This is a genomic window from Paracoccus haeundaensis, assembly GCF_006239215.1.
GTDB lineage: Bacteria > Pseudomonadota > Alphaproteobacteria > Rhodobacterales > Rhodobacteraceae > Paracoccus > Paracoccus marcusii.
Genome location: NZ_VDDC01000029.1, coordinates 41,174 through 54,695, shown reverse-complemented (window position 1 = coordinate 54,695; position 13,522 = coordinate 41,174). Strand labels below are relative to the sequence as shown.

The following is a 13,522-nucleotide window of genomic DNA, read 5'->3' as shown; positions in this document are numbered from 1 at the left end:
CGGGTGGTCGGCGCCTCGGCCGGCTGGCCCGCGGGGGCCGTGGCCTGGGCCGAGGGGCGCGCCGCGGCGCTGCCCACGTCAAAGCGCAGACGCTCGACCGGGGCGCCATGGCGGGTCAGCACCGCCATGATGTCCTTGGCAAAGTGACGCCCGACCCAGTCAGAGATGAAGCGCGTCGGGCTGACGAATCGCGCGGCCCCGTCGTCGATCGCCATCAGGCGCAGCGGCTTGATCCAGTGGTTGTAGTTGTTCGGCCCCACGCTCTGTTCCAGCTCGGCGCATGCCTGACCCCAGATCTTGTCCATCATCGTCCCGTTTCCCGTCTGTCCCCAATCCCCGCCGGTTGATCCGACGGGACAGAATTCACGTCATCCGGGTGGCACGCAAAAACGCTGCCCCCGCGACCGCGACCGCGGTCGATCAAGGGGCATCAGCCCGTTTTCGGTCCTGGACACAGGTCCCCGGACACCCGGTGGCAGCCGGATGTCGTGAACCCGAAGGCGGAAGAGGTGTTCTTCGCGGCCCGGCCGTCGTCCCGGACGGATCCGAAGATCTGTCCACAGGGCCCGGCCCGTCCCCAAGCGACGTGAATCGCAAGGAGGAAACTAGCCCCAGCTTGTGGATAGCTGCAACCGAACTCTGCGCTTGACAGCAACTTGGTCCAAGCGAATCTGCGATGCCTTTGACTCGATTAACAATTTTCTGAATTGCTTGAATTCGTTCGATTTTTCAAAATGTCGCAGGTGCAGAAACGCAAGTCGGGCGCAGGGCTTTCGCCTGCACCCGATGCTGTATTCCGGTGCCCCGAAGGGCGTGGAACGCGTGTCTCAGGGCCCCGTGGGGCCTGTGGATCAGTTGGCCGACAGCGCCTTCACGCGGGCCGCCAGGCGCGAGATCTTGCGCGACGCGGTGTTCTTGTGCACGACGCCCTTGGTCACGCCGCGCATCAGTTCGGGCTGCGCGGTCTTCAGCGCCAGCGCGGCCGCATCGGCATTGCCCGAGGCGATGGCCTCTTCGACCTTGCGGATATAGGTGCGGATGCGCGAACGGCGGGCCTTGTTGACGTCGGTGCGACGTTCGATCTGGCGGGCGCGTTTCTTGGACTGGGGCGTGTTGGCCATGGGTGTCTTCCTATCGGGTCAGTTGCATGTCTAAATTTCGAACGTGCAAAAGCCCCATGGCGCCGTCCCCGTTCGGGACGGACATGATTCTTGCCAAAGCGGGCCCACACGCATGTAAGTCGGGGCGTATAGGCCAGCCTTGCCGAAAAGAAAACCCTTATCTGTCGCGGAACTGCGCCTCGCGCTTTTCCAGGAAGGCGGCCATGCCCTCCTTCTGGTCCTCGGTCGCGAACAGCGCATGGAAGGACCGGCGCTCGAACAGCAGACCTTCGCGCAGCGTCGTCTCATAGGCGCGGTTCACGGCCTCCTTGACGGTCTTGGTGGCGATCTGGGACTTCTCGGCGATCTTGCGCGCGGCGGCCATCGCCTCGGGAATCAGCTTGGGTGTGGGCACGACGCGGCTGACCAGACCGGACCGCTCGGCCTCTGCGGCGTCCATGAAGCGGCCGGTCAGGTTCATGTCCATTGCCTTGGACTTGCCCACGAACCGCGTCAGGCGCTGCGTGCCCCCGATGCCCGCGACGACGCCCAGGTTGATCTCGGGCTGGCCGAACTTGGCGTTCTCGGCGCAGATGATGAAATCGCACACCATCGCAAGTTCGCATCCGCCGCCCAGGGCGTATCCGCTGACGGCGGCGATGATCGGCTTGCGGACCCGGGTGATCGCCTCGATCTGAGCGCCGAACAGGTCGGATTCGTAGACCTCGACGAAGGTCTTGGTCGACATCTCCTTGATGTCGGCGCCGGCGGCAAAGGCCTTTTCGCTGCCGGTCAGGACGATGCAGCGGACCTTGTCGTTGCGGTCGGCATCCGACAGTGCGGCCGACAGCTCGTCCAGAAGCGTGGCGTTCAGCGCGTTCAGCGCCTCGGGGCGGTTCAGCCGGATCAGGGCGACCTCGTCCTCGATCTCCACGATGATGGTTTCATAAGCCATAGGCTTGGACCTCGTTGGCAGATTGCGTGGCCCCCGTCCTAGCAGAGGCCCGCGCAGTCGTCCAATCGTTCACCTCTGGCAGGCGGGACAGTAGAAGGACGACCGCCCCGATTGCACGATCCGCGCGATGGTGCCGCCGCATCCGTCCCGCAGGCAGGGCTGGCCCGCCCGGTCATAGACGCGGAAGCTGTGCTGGAAATAGCCCAGCTCTCCGCTGGCCTGCCGGTGATCGCGCAGGCTGGACCCGCCCGCGGCGATCGCGTCGGTCAGCACATCGCGGACATGGCCCACCAGCGCCGCGATGCGTGCGGCTCCGATCCGTCCCGCCGCCCGGCGCGGATCGATGCCTGCGCGCCACAGCGATTCGCTGACATAGATGTTGCCCAGTCCCGCGACGATGCGCTGATCCAGCAGCGCCTGTTTCACCGGCACCCGCCGACCGGCAAAGGCCGCCTGCAGATAGGCGGGCGTGAAGACCGGGTCGAAGGGTTCCGGGCCCAGATGATCCAGCAGGGGATGGGACGCGCCCTCGCGGATCAGGTCGACCATGCCGAACCGTCGCGCGTCGTTGAAGGTGACGGTCGTTCCCGCATCCGTGGTCAGCACGACATGGTCGTGGCGCGCATGGATGCCCGGATCGCGGTGGAACCCCGCCAGGCCCGCACCTTCGACCAGCATGCGGCCGGACATGCCCAGGTGCCACAGGACCGTGCCGCGCCCTTCCAGGTCGGCCAGCAGGTATTTCGACCGCCGCCGCAGCGCGGTGACGGTGGCGCCCGTCAGCACCTGCATCAGGTCCACCGGCAGGGGCCAGCGCAGGTCGGGGCGGTTGATCTGGGCGCGGGCGATGCGCGCGCCTTCCAGATGGGGCAGCAGGCCGCGGCGAACGGTCTCGACTTCCGGCAGTTCTGGCAATCGGGTTCCTTTCGTCGCATTGTGCGCGCGGCACGCCGGACCTATCTGGCAATGGAACAGGCAAACGGCAAGCGCATGACGGACAACAGGCAGACCCATTTCGGCTTTCAGACCGTGGACGAGGATCAGAAGGCCGGCATGGTCCATCAGGTCTTCTCCTCGGTCGCGTCGAAATACGACGTGATGAACGACCTGATGAGCGTCGGCATCCACCGCATCTGGAAGACCGCGCTGATGGACTGGCTGGCGCCGCGCGACGGGCAGCACCTGCTGGACGTGGCGGGGGGCACGGGCGACGTGGCCTTCCGCTTCCTGGACCGGGCGCCGGGCGCGCGGGTCACGGTCTGCGACATGACCGAATCCATGCTGGTCGAGGGGCGCAAGCGTGCCGATGCCGTCGACAAGGCGGACCGGCTGGCTTGGGTCACGGGCGATGCGATGGCGCTGCCCTTTGCCGACAACAGCTTTGACCGCTACACGATCAGCTTCGGCATCCGCAACGTGACGCGCATTCCCGATGCGCTGGCCGAGGCGTACCGCGTGCTGAAGCCCGGCGGCCGTCTGATGGTGCTGGAGTTCAGCCAGATCCCGGTGCCGGCGATGCAATGGGCCTATGACCGCTACAGCTTCAACGTGATCCCGGCGATGGGGCAGGCAGTGACGGGTGATCGCGACAGCTATCAATACCTGGTCGAATCGATCCGCAAGTTTCCCGACCAGGACAGCTTTGCCGCCCTGATCCGTGACGCGGGATTTAACCGGGTGCAGTGGCGCAACCTGTCGATGGGCATCGCCGCCCTGCATTCCGGCTGGAAATTGTAGGCATATGCGCGGTCCCCACAACATCTTGCGTCTGATCAGGACAGGTGCGACCTTCGAACGGACCGGTGCGATGGCCGCCGTCCTGGACGCGGTCGATGCGCCGATCCGCCTGCGCCTGGCCGCGCGGGTCATGGGCTGGCCCTTCCGCTGGCTGGGCTACAAGGGCGATCCGACCTTGCCGCCGATCACCCGGGCGATCACCGCGCTGGGGCCGGCCTACATCAAGTTCGGGCAGATCCTGTCGACGCGCGCCGATGTCGTGGGCCCCGAAATGGCCGGGCAGCTGCGCATGCTGCAGGACCGCCTGCCGCCCTTTCCCACCGACCTGGCCAAGAAGGCCATCGAGGCCGAGCTGCGCGCCCCGGTCGACCAGCTGTTCAGCGAATTTTCCGAACCCGTCGCCGCCGCCTCGATCGCGCAGGTCCACCGCGCCCGCGTCCGCGAGACGGGGCGCGAGGTCGCCGTCAAGGTCGTGCGTCCCGGCATCGGGGCCGCGTTCAAGCGCGACATCGACGCGTTCCATTTCGGCGCCCGCCTGATCCAGCTTCTGTCCCCCGGCACCCGCCGCCTGCGGCCGCGCGACGTGGTGCGCCATTTCGAACAGACGGTCACCGGCGAACAGGACCTGCGCCTGGAGGCCGCGGCCGCGTCGGAATTCGCGGAAAACACGGCGCGGGACGAGGGGTTTCAGATCCCCATGCCGCATTGGGCGCTGTCGTCGCGTCGCGTGCTGACCGCAGACTGGGCCGAGGGGCTGCCGATGGGCGACCGCGACGCGCTGATCGCCGCCGGTCACGACACGACCGAACTGGCGCGCCGGGTGATCCAGCTGTTCCTGTCGCATGCGCTGCGCGACGGGTTCTTCCACGCTGACATGCATCACGGCAACCTCAAGGTGGCGGCGAACGGCGACATCATCGCCTATGACTTCGGCATCATGGGAGAGATCGACGAATACACCCGCCGGGTCTATGCCCAGATCCTGTATGGGTTCATCCAGCGCGATTACCGCTTGGTCGCGCGCGTGCATTTCGAGGCCGGATACGTCCCCCGCGACCGCGACGAGGCCGCCTTTGCCCGCGCCCTGCGTGCCGTGGGCGAGCCGATCTTCGGTGCCGATGCCAGCCGCATCAGCATGGGCAACCTGCTGTCCTATCTGTTCGAGGTGACGGAACGCTTCGGCATGCCCACCCGGACAGAGCTGATCCTGCTGCAGCGCACCATGGTCGTGGTCGAGGGCGTGGCCCGGTCGCTGGACCCGCAGCTGAACATCTGGGACGCGGCCAAGCCGGTGGTGTCCGATTACATCAAGGCCAGTGTCGGCCCCAAGGCCGCGATCAGCGACCTGACCCATATCGCGCAGACCGTGGGCCGGTACGGCCCGCTGCTGCCGCGGATGATCGAGCAGGCCCTGTGGGAACGCGCCCACCCCGAGGAGGCGCGCCTGACCCTGATCCAGCCGCGCAGTTCCGGGACGCTGCTGCTGGTCGCGATCCTGGCGCTGGCGGCGGGGGCGGGGATCGGCCTGTCGCTGTAGGGCGCGGCGGTCAGAAACAGATGATCTCGGCCTCGGCCTCGGCGCGGCGCAGGGTGGCCACGGTCTCGGTCAGGGCGGCCATGCCGCGGAACATGCCGGACCGCTCTCCGGTGGTCTGGCGCATCCGCAGGATGGTTTCCGCGCCGACGTAATCGGCATAGGGCAGCACCTCGGCGATGCGGTCGATCGCGCAGGAACAGCGGTCCAGCATGTCGCGCGTCTGCCCGTTGGTCGCCATGCAGGCAAAGGCGTATTCGACCCGCGCATTGGTCGGATAATCGTTCACTGCCTGCGCCGATGCGGGGGCCGCCGTCAGGGCCAGCGCCAGCGCACAGGCGCCCGCGCGGATCATTGCAGCACCAGTTCGTTGCGATAACCCGCCGCGGCATCGGTTTCGGCGCGCAGCTCGCGGATGGGTTCGTCCGGCGCGGCCATCACGAAGGTCAGCGTCAGCGTCTGGAAGCCGTGCATGCGTTCTGCATTCTTGTCCGCGATGAAGGGCTGAAAGCTGGCCGTGATGCCGCCGTCGGTGGCCGTGACCTCTCCGCCCCGGAACAGCGCCTCCTTCATGCGGTTGCGGATGTAGAAGGGACTGCCGCCGGTCAGCGCGGCCATGTCGCGGGTCGTCTGCTCCAGGAAGAAGGTCAGGACCGGATCGCCCGAAGAGATCGGGAACGGCCCGATCGTGCGGTCGATCGGCCCGGCCTTCTGGGTCAGTTCCAGGATCGGCTGCTGATCGCTGGGGTCGATGTCCTGGGACAGGGTGATGCGGCCGTCCTCGGTCGGGCGGAACCCCTCGGCCATCGGGCCCGTGACGGTCATCTGCCATTCCAGCGTCCTGTCGCCCAGATCCCAAGGGCCCCGTTCGGCAAAGACCGCGTCGCCGGCCTCGGCCGCGATCAGGGGCAGGGGGGCAAGCCCCAGCATCAGGGCAAGTGCAAAGGCGCGGGTCATGGTCGTCCTCCCAAACGTTGGGGCATGATGGGCGCGGGACGGGCGGCGGCGCAAGCCCCGGCGGCGGCCGCATCCCCCCTTGGTCTTAGGCCAGAAGACGCCCCAGAATCTCGGCCAGGTCGGGCGGACTGACGGGCTTTTCCAGCAGGTGGATACCCATGGCGGCGCAGCGCCGCGAAATCGCCGGATCGCGATGCGCCGTCACCATCACCGCGGGCACCGGCCGGTCGGATGCGGCGCGCAGCGCCTCGATTGCGGCAAACCCGGTGTCGCCGTTCTCCAGGTGGTAATCGGCCAGGATCACGTCGGGGGGTTCGTCCCCCATCGTGGCCAGCGCCTCGGCCGTGTCGCCCGCGATGCGGGGCACCATGCCAAGCCGGTTGCGCAGGATCATCTGATAGGCACGGCGCATCTCGGGGTCGTTCTCGACCACCAAGGCCACGCGGCCGCGCAGCGCGGGCAGCGGCGCGACGGCGAGGCGCGGCGTGTCCGACAGCGCCTGCACCAGGGGCAGGCCGACGCGGAACACCGTGCCGCGCATCGCCTCGGACGACAGGCTGATCGGATGGCCCAGCTTGGCGCAGGCCCGGCGCACGATGGACAGGCCCAGCCCCATGCCGGGCGTCGCGCTGTCATGGGTCAGGCGCTGGAACTCGTCGAAGATGCGGTTGCGGTCCACGGCCGGAATGCCCATCCCGGTGTCATAGACCGACAGCCAGCACATCGCCCCCTTGCGCCGCGCACCCACCGCGACGCCGCCGCGATGGGTGTACTTGATCGCGTTCGACACCAGGTTCTGCGCGATGCGGCGCAGGAAGATCGGGTCGCTGTCCACGACCGCGGTCGTGGGCATGAACCGCAGCCGCAACCCCTTGGCCTGCGCCACGGGCGCGAATTCGGCCGCCAGCCTGCGGAACAGGTCGTCCAGCGGCACGGGCTGTCGGTTGAACTCGATCCGCTGGCTGTCCAGCCGCGAGATGTCCAGCACCGCATGCATCAGCTGTTCGACCGATTCGAAGGCACTGCCAAGCCGGTCGGTCAGTTCGGTCTGGTGCGGGTCCATCGGCGTGTCGGTCAGCGCTGACAGGAACAGCCGCGCCGCCGACAGGGGCTGCAGCAGGTCGTGGCTGGCTGCGCGCAGGAAACGGGTCTTGGACCGGTTCGCCTCCTCGGCCAGGGCGCGGGCCACGGCCAGTTCGCGGTTTCTTTGCGACAGGTCGGCCATCGCGCGTTCCAGGTCACGCGTGCGGGCCAGCACCTCCTGCTCCAGCGCGACGGCGGCCTGGAACATCGACCATGCGGACCCGCGTGATTCTTCCAGCCGGTCGATCCGGTCGATCAGGACGGCGTTGATACGGGTCAGCTTGGCGATCTGCCGGTCGGGCGGATCGTCGTCACGCAACATCATCGGACCTCATGAAGGCCAGGCCCACGAATGTCTGGTTCACATGCATGCCGCTGTGCTGTTCGCCATAGGTGTTGAACCCCGCAACGCGGTGACGGCGGTACAGGTCCGACATCCGGTCGGTCAGCCCCGCGCGTTCCAGCGCCAGCCGGCGCAGGATGCAGTCAAAGGCCAGCACCATCAGCGGCGGCGTGGGCAGCGCCTCCAGCAGGTCGGAAAACCCCTGGATCAGATCCTCGGACCGGCCAAGGGTCAGGACGGTGCCGGTGTCGATGGACGACATCAGCGACAGGCCGTCGTCGTCTGTGATGGCGCTGATGGCGCGCACGTGATGGCGCCCGCCCATGCGCAGCAGCAGGGGGTGGCGGGCAAATTCGCTGGGCGTCAGGTCGGCGCGGCGCAACCCGGTCAGGCGGGCATATTCCTGCGCCGCGGGTTCGGCGTTTAGCTCCAGGATGCGGCGTTTTTCGGGAATGGCGGCGGTGACCACCGCGCGCGTGGGGGTGGGGCTGAAATGGGCGAACGTGACCTCGCGGATGGTCAGGTCGGTCTCGACCAGCAGGAAGACCGCGACGCCCGACCGCACGGCGCCCTGCGCAAGCAGCGAGGTGCGGCGGAAATCCAGACCGTCGCCAGCCGACCCCCCCAGCACCGGGACCGAGGGCAGGGCCGCGTCCAGCGTGGCGACCAGCGCGTCCTCCTGTCCGGCCAGGCCATCGGTCAGCAGAAGGCCGAACAGGTGCCGCGCCGGGTCGGGGCCGAAATCGCGCGCCATCTGGCGCAGCTGCGCCATCCATTCCGACACCGGCAGCGCGGCAAGGTCCGGCAGCAGCAGGGACGCGGCGCGGAAATGGCGCGCGGGAAACCCGATCGCCACCACGCTGTCGCTGGCATAGCCCTGCGGCCCGATCTCTCCGGCGGACGAGCATCCGGCGATCACGCAATCGGGCGGCAGGTGGGGGGCCAGCCCGGACTGCAGCGCGGCCAGGTCGTCCGCCTGCGCGCCGAACAGCAGGACCAAGGCGGGATTGGTGCCGCGCAGGCCGTCCAGCAAGGTCGGGACCATGTCGGTCCCGCCGCGGTCGGCCTGCACAGCGACCGGCCCGGATGCGCCCTCCATCGCAGCCGGGTCGGTGTTCATCAGCCGGCCTCGAACAGCCGGATCGAGTTGGCCAGCAGCACGGCCTGCGTGCGGCGGCGGGCGTTGATCTTGGACATGATCGCCGTGATGTGGGTCTTGACCGTGGCCTCGGCGATCGACAGCTCGTAGCTGATCTCCTTGTTGGCCTTGCCTTTGCAGATCAGCCGCAGGATCTTCATCTGCTGCGGCGTCAGTGACGAAAAGCGCCGCGCCAGTTCGGCCTTCGCGTCGTCGTCCGCGCTGTCTTGATCGGGTTGGTATCCGTCGGGGGTGACGTGCTCGCCCTCCCACATGCGGCGCAGGCTGTCGACCAGCGCCTCGCGCGACAGCGACTTGCTGATATAGCCCTGTGCCCCGGCCGCCATCGCGGTCGAGATCATCGCCCCCTCCAGATCGGCCGAGATCATGGTGATCGGCACGCCCGGAAGCTGGCGGCGCAGGGTCACGATGCCCTCGGCGCCGCGCGCGTCGGGCAGGTTCAGGTCAAGGATCACGGCGTCGGGCGCACCCTGCACGCGGATCTGTTCCACCGCGGCGCCAAGGCTGCGTGCGGTGCGGACATTCTTCAGGCCAAAGCTGATCTTCAGCGTCAGTGCCAGCGCATCGCACATCAGCGGGTGGTCGTCGACGATCAGGATCTCGCGGACCTGGTCGGCGGTGGGTCGCGCTGACGGCACGGGACGCGCCTGCATGGCGGCTGCTGTCATGGCATTCCTCCCTGGGTTCTGCCGGCTGCAACCCCTCCTCAAGGGTGCCGCCGTGACCGCAGTCTAGGGCAGGGTGCACATAAAGCAAGCGCCATGCTGCGACGAAAGTCGGATGGCGATCTAGCTTTTGTTGACCGTTCGTTCGCCCGGCGGAAAGCTTTCGGTCCAGACATTGCCGTCCGTATCCTCGACCCGGATGTTGATCGGCTGGCCATCCGGTTGATAGCGAAAGCGGAACACCGGATCCTCGCTGACCGAGATCCCCGCCGCCATCGAGAACAGCAGTGCGTCACCCTGGCGTACGTCCAGGCGGTCGATGAAATGGGCAGGGATGTTCAGCAGCGTCACTTGGTCGCGCTGAAGGCCCGAAAAATTCGGATGCCGGATCATCAGCGTGCCGATCTCCGCTCCGTCCTGAACCTCGCTGCGCCAGCGCATCTGGCCCATGGTCGCCTTGGTCGCGGCCATGTCCTTGCCCGCCGGCGCCGAACAGCCGCCCGCGGCCTTGACGAAGCGCCCGGCCATGACCTGCGTGCCGTCAGCCTGGGTCGCGATGGCGCGGACGTCGGAATAGCTGTCGACCCGGACGCGCACCTCGAAATCCAGGGGCATCAGCGCGGGACCAAAGGCGTATTCGGCGGCGACGGGGGCAGGGTTCTCGTCGATGACCAGGGTCAGGGCGTCGATGGCGGGGGCGTCGGCCGCCTGCGTCAGACGGATGGGCACGATGGCCGCGTCATGGGCACGGGTCGGTGCATCCAGGTCCAGCACCGTCGCGTCCTGCGGCGGATCGCTGTCCAAGTCCATCACCGCCCCGCGCAGATCCTCCCAGGTGGGCGATGGTTGCAGCGCGTTGTCCTGCGCCATCGCGGGCGCGGCCAGCAGCGCCGCCGTCAGGGTCAGCCACAGTCTCATTGCCTCATCCTCCCTTGGACATCCTCCGATAGACGAATTCGGTGGTCGTGGCGGCGGCGTCCTCCTCGGCGCGTGCCACGACCCCTGCATGCAGCGGAGATTTCGAACAGACCGGGTCCGTGGCCCGCGCGTCGCCGGCCAGCGCCATCGCCTGGCAGCGGCAGCCGCCGAAATCGACGGACTTGCGGTCGCAGCCGCGGCAGGGTTCCGGCATCCACGCCGTGCCGCGGAAGGCGTTGAAGCTGTCGGACAGGTGCCAGATGTCGGACAGCGACCGCTCCTGCACGTTCTCGAAGCGCATCCAGTCGATGGTCTGGGCGGCATGACAGGGCAGCACGGTCCCATCAGGCCCGACGTTCAGCCCGGTCGAGCCCCAGCCCCCCATGCAGGCCTTGGGATAGACCGCATGGTGATCGGCGGGGACATAATCGATGACCATCCGCCCACGCAGCCGGACGCGGGCGGCGTTGACCACCTGTCGCGCGAATTCGGCCTGTTCGCGCGTGGGCATCAGCGCGCCCCGGTTGCGGTCGGCCCATCCGTGGAACTGAACGGTCGCCACCTCGATCCGCCGGGCGCCAAGGCGTTCAGCCAGATCGATCATGTCGGGCAGGCGGTCCATGTTCTGGCGGTGGACGACGGCGTTGATGGTCAGCGGAAAGCCGATCTCGGTGACCCAGTCGCTAAAGGCCATCTTCTTGTCCCAGGACCCCGGATGGCCGCTGATCCGGTCGGCCATGTCGGGGCGGATGCCCTGCAGCGACAGCTGGACATGATCGACGCCCGCGCGGTCCAGTTCGATCAGCCGGTCACGGGTGATGCCGATGCCAGAGGTGATCAGGTTCACGTACAGCCCCGCGTCGCGCGCATGGCCCACGATCTGCGCCAGATCGCGCCGCGCACCGGGTTCACCGCCCGAGATGTGGACCTGCAGCACGCCCAGATCGGCAGCCTGGCGGAACACCCGGCCCCAGTCGTCGGCGCCGATCTCGCGCGACGCGCGGACCAGATCGACGGGGTTCGAGCAATAGGGACAGGCCAGGGGGCAGCGGTGTGTGACCTCGGCCAGCATCGCCATGGGCAGGCCGGGGGTGACGGGGTTGCCGTCCAGGTCGCGGGGCTGGTGCTGCTGATCCTTCATGCGCTGTCCCTGACAAAGACCATGCGCCGTTCGATCAGCCCGGTCAGGAAGTCCCTCACGTCGCCGCCGATCTGGTCCACCGGCGCGTCATAGCGCGCGGCCAGGTCGCGCACGATCCGGTCCAGGCTGCGGGCGCCGTCCAGTTCGGACAGGATCGCCTCTCCGATCTGGTCCAGCTGCATCGCGCGTTCCGGGGCCTGCAGCACGCGGATGCCGCGCACGCGGTCGCCCTGCAGCCGCACGCCGCGCGGCAGATAGGGGATGTCGTCGGGTCCGATCAATGCGGTCATGCGCGCATCCCCTCTCCGGGCCGCCAGGCCCCGGGGGGCGTGCGCCCCTCGACATAGCCGTGCCACAGCGCGTCCAGCTGGGCCCACAGCACGTCGGTCTTGAAGGTCAGCGCGGCGGCGGCTGCGTCCTGCTTTTCCAGCGTGTCGGCATGGGCCAGGACATAGTCCAGGCCGAACTTGACGTCCTCGGGCGCCTCGGTCAGGCGTTTCTTGAAATAGGACAGGCTGCTGTCATCGGCGAAATCGTAATGTTGCAGCAGACCCTCGATCCGCTGCGCATGGATGCGGGGCGCGAACAGTTCGGTCAGGCTGGCCGCCACCGCGTCCAGCAGGGGCATGTCGCGCACGAAGCGGACATAGGCCTCGACCGCGAACCGTGTCGCCGGCATGATGCCCACGCCCGACGCGACATAGTCCGGGTCCAGCCCCACCGCCTGCGCCAAGGCCAGCCAGCGGCGGATGCCGCCGCCCTCGGTCTGACCGCCGTCGTGATCCTCGATCCGCTTGCGCCAGGCGCGGCGCAGGTCGGGATCCTCGACCCGGCTCATGAAGGCCGCGTCCTTCATGGGGATGCGCGACTGGTACATCCAGCGGTTGATGACCCAAGCCCGCACCTCATCAGGGGTGCACTGGCCGCCATGCAGGCGGGCGTGGAACGGGTGACGGTCGTGATAGCGCGCGGCGCCGATGGCGCGCAGGCGGGCCTCGAAATCCTCGCGGGACTGGGCGGTGGCTTGGACGTCCTTCACAGCGTGATCTCCATTCCGTCGCGGGCGACCTGCCAGCCCTGTGCCGCGGCCTGAGCCGCCTGCGGGCTGTCCGGGTCGGTCAGCGGGTTCGAATTGTTCATGTGCACGAAGATGCGCTGGCCAATCGGCGTGTCGGCCAGGGCGGGGATCGTGTCGGTCACCGCCATGTGCCCCATGCGGCGGCCGGTCTTGCGGCCCAGACCCATGCGGATCATCTCGTCGTCGTCCCACAGGGTGCCATCGAAGAACAGCGCATCCGCCCCCGCGACGCGGTCGCGCAGCCAGTCAGGCATGTCCGCGCATCCGGGGATGTAGAACGCGCGCCGGTCCGCGCTGCGCAGCTCAACCCCCACGGTGGTCTCACCGATCAGGCCGGTCTCGACCGTGGCGCCCTCCTGATACAGTGGCACCTTGCCTGGCACGGCGAACAGCGTCGCGGTCAGGCCGGGGGTCAGCGGGATCGTCTGGTCCAGCGCGACGGTCCGGCGCGGGACAAAGTCGGGGTTCACCGCAGCCATCATCGGGTTCGCCGCCAGCGCATCATGGATCGCCTGCGTCGCGAACAGATCGAAGGGCTGGCTTTCGCGCAGCGTCAGCAGCCCGGCCACGTGATCGATGTCGCCATTTGTCACCAGGACCGACCGCAGCGGCATGGTCCGCGGGCCGGACGGGTGCAGCGCCGGCGTCGCTGCCAGTTGCGCCCGGATATCGGGCGATGCGTTCAGGATGGCCCAGTCGCGCCCATCGGCACTGACCGCGATCGAGCTTTGGGTCATCGACGAAATACGTCCCGCGCGGGCCGCGTCGCAATTGCCGCAGCCGCAGTTCCATTGCGGCAGGCCACCGCCCGCCGCCGCCCCAAGGATGATGATCCGCATCGGGTGTCGTGCC

At 68.0% G+C, this 13,522-nt stretch carries 16 protein-coding genes; 2 read left to right on the top strand and 14 right to left on the bottom strand.

Features of this window, described 5'->3' with window-relative positions; translation table 11 throughout:
- The 4 genes from FHD67_RS15195 to mutM all read right to left on the bottom strand — a co-directional run.
- Positions 1–308: DnaA N-terminal domain-containing protein (locus FHD67_RS15195; RefSeq protein ID WP_281282459.1), on the bottom strand; the 308-nt coding region annotated here is incomplete at its 3' end.
- Between the two features lie 543 nt (positions 309–851).
- Complete coding sequence (gene rpsT, locus FHD67_RS15190) at positions 852–1,121, bottom strand: 30S ribosomal protein S20 (RefSeq protein ID WP_045982305.1); 270 nt, start codon at positions 1,119–1,121, stop codon at positions 852–854.
- Positions 1,122–1,278: 157 nt separating this feature from the next.
- The gene (locus FHD67_RS15185) at positions 1,279–2,055 is read right to left on the bottom strand and encodes an enoyl-CoA hydratase (RefSeq protein WP_046000574.1); all 777 of its coding nucleotides are present in this window, start codon (positions 2,053–2,055) and stop codon (positions 1,279–1,281) included.
- Positions 2,056–2,124: 69 nt separating this feature from the next.
- Entirely contained in the window at positions 2,125–2,970 is an 846-nt protein-coding gene (mutM, locus tag FHD67_RS15180) for a bifunctional DNA-formamidopyrimidine glycosylase/DNA-(apurinic or apyrimidinic site) lyase (RefSeq protein WP_046000575.1), read from the bottom strand.
- A 75-nt stretch (positions 2,971–3,045) separates the two neighbouring features.
- On the opposite strand from mutM, the gene ubiE reads away from it, so the two are divergent.
- Together ubiE and ubiB are read left to right on the top strand one after the other, a co-directional pair.
- Positions 3,046–3,792, top strand: coding sequence for a bifunctional demethylmenaquinone methyltransferase/2-methoxy-6-polyprenyl-1,4-benzoquinol methylase UbiE (ubiE, locus tag FHD67_RS15175; protein WP_139599185.1), 747 nt, complete (start codon positions 3,046–3,048; stop codon positions 3,790–3,792).
- A 4-nt stretch (positions 3,793–3,796) separates the two neighbouring features.
- Positions 3,797–5,329 carry a 2-polyprenylphenol 6-hydroxylase gene (gene ubiB / locus FHD67_RS15170; protein WP_139599183.1) on the top strand — a complete coding sequence of 511 codons (1,533 nt, stop codon included), beginning with the start codon at positions 3,797–3,799 and terminating at the stop codon, positions 5,327–5,329.
- 10 nt (positions 5,330–5,339) lie between these two features.
- On the opposite strand, the gene FHD67_RS15165 is transcribed toward ubiB, so the two are convergent.
- The 10 genes from FHD67_RS15165 to pqqB form a co-directional block, all read right to left on the bottom strand.
- Positions 5,340–5,681 carry a hypothetical protein gene (locus FHD67_RS15165; protein ID WP_127897576.1) on the bottom strand — a complete coding sequence of 114 codons (342 nt, stop codon included), beginning with the start codon at positions 5,679–5,681 and terminating at the stop codon, positions 5,340–5,342.
- Positions 5,678–6,283 carry a hypothetical protein gene (locus tag FHD67_RS15160; protein ID WP_139599182.1) on the bottom strand — a complete coding sequence of 202 codons (606 nt, stop codon included), beginning with the start codon at positions 6,281–6,283 and terminating at the stop codon, positions 5,678–5,680. Before FHD67_RS15160 ends, FHD67_RS15165 begins: the two co-directional genes overlap by 4 nt.
- Before the next feature lie 85 nt (positions 6,284–6,368).
- Complete coding sequence (locus FHD67_RS15155; protein WP_052715243.1) at positions 6,369–7,691, bottom strand: ATP-binding response regulator; 1,323 nt, start codon at positions 7,689–7,691, stop codon at positions 6,369–6,371.
- Complete coding sequence (locus FHD67_RS15150; RefSeq protein ID WP_139599181.1) at positions 7,678–8,829, bottom strand: FIST N-terminal domain-containing protein; 1,152 nt, start codon at positions 8,827–8,829, stop codon at positions 7,678–7,680. Before FHD67_RS15150 ends, FHD67_RS15155 begins: the two co-directional genes overlap by 14 nt.
- Complete coding sequence (locus FHD67_RS15145; protein ID WP_045982310.1) at positions 8,829–9,536, bottom strand: response regulator transcription factor; 708 nt, start codon at positions 9,534–9,536, stop codon at positions 8,829–8,831. The genes FHD67_RS15150 and FHD67_RS15145 overlap by 1 nt, the downstream gene beginning before the upstream one ends.
- 120 nt (positions 9,537–9,656) lie before the next feature.
- Positions 9,657–10,451 carry a quinoprotein dehydrogenase-associated SoxYZ-like carrier gene (locus FHD67_RS15140; protein ID WP_139599180.1) on the bottom strand — a complete coding sequence of 265 codons (795 nt, stop codon included), beginning with the start codon at positions 10,449–10,451 and terminating at the stop codon, positions 9,657–9,659.
- A 4-nt stretch (positions 10,452–10,455) separates the two neighbouring features.
- Positions 10,456–11,592 carry a pyrroloquinoline quinone biosynthesis protein PqqE gene (pqqE, locus tag FHD67_RS15135; RefSeq protein WP_045982312.1) on the bottom strand — a complete coding sequence of 379 codons (1,137 nt, stop codon included), beginning with the start codon at positions 11,590–11,592 and terminating at the stop codon, positions 10,456–10,458.
- Entirely contained in the window at positions 11,589–11,882 is a 294-nt protein-coding gene (gene pqqD, locus FHD67_RS15130) for a pyrroloquinoline quinone biosynthesis peptide chaperone PqqD (protein WP_046000581.1), read from the bottom strand. Before pqqD ends, pqqE begins: the two co-directional genes overlap by 4 nt.
- Positions 11,879–12,631, bottom strand: coding sequence for a pyrroloquinoline-quinone synthase PqqC (pqqC, locus tag FHD67_RS15125; RefSeq protein WP_139599179.1), 753 nt, complete (start codon positions 12,629–12,631; stop codon positions 11,879–11,881). Before pqqC ends, pqqD begins: the two co-directional genes overlap by 4 nt.
- Positions 12,628–13,509 carry a pyrroloquinoline quinone biosynthesis protein PqqB gene (pqqB, locus tag FHD67_RS15120; protein WP_139599178.1) on the bottom strand — a complete coding sequence of 294 codons (882 nt, stop codon included), beginning with the start codon at positions 13,507–13,509 and terminating at the stop codon, positions 12,628–12,630. Before pqqB ends, pqqC begins: the two co-directional genes overlap by 4 nt.
- Between the last annotated feature and the right edge of the window lie 13 nt (positions 13,510–13,522).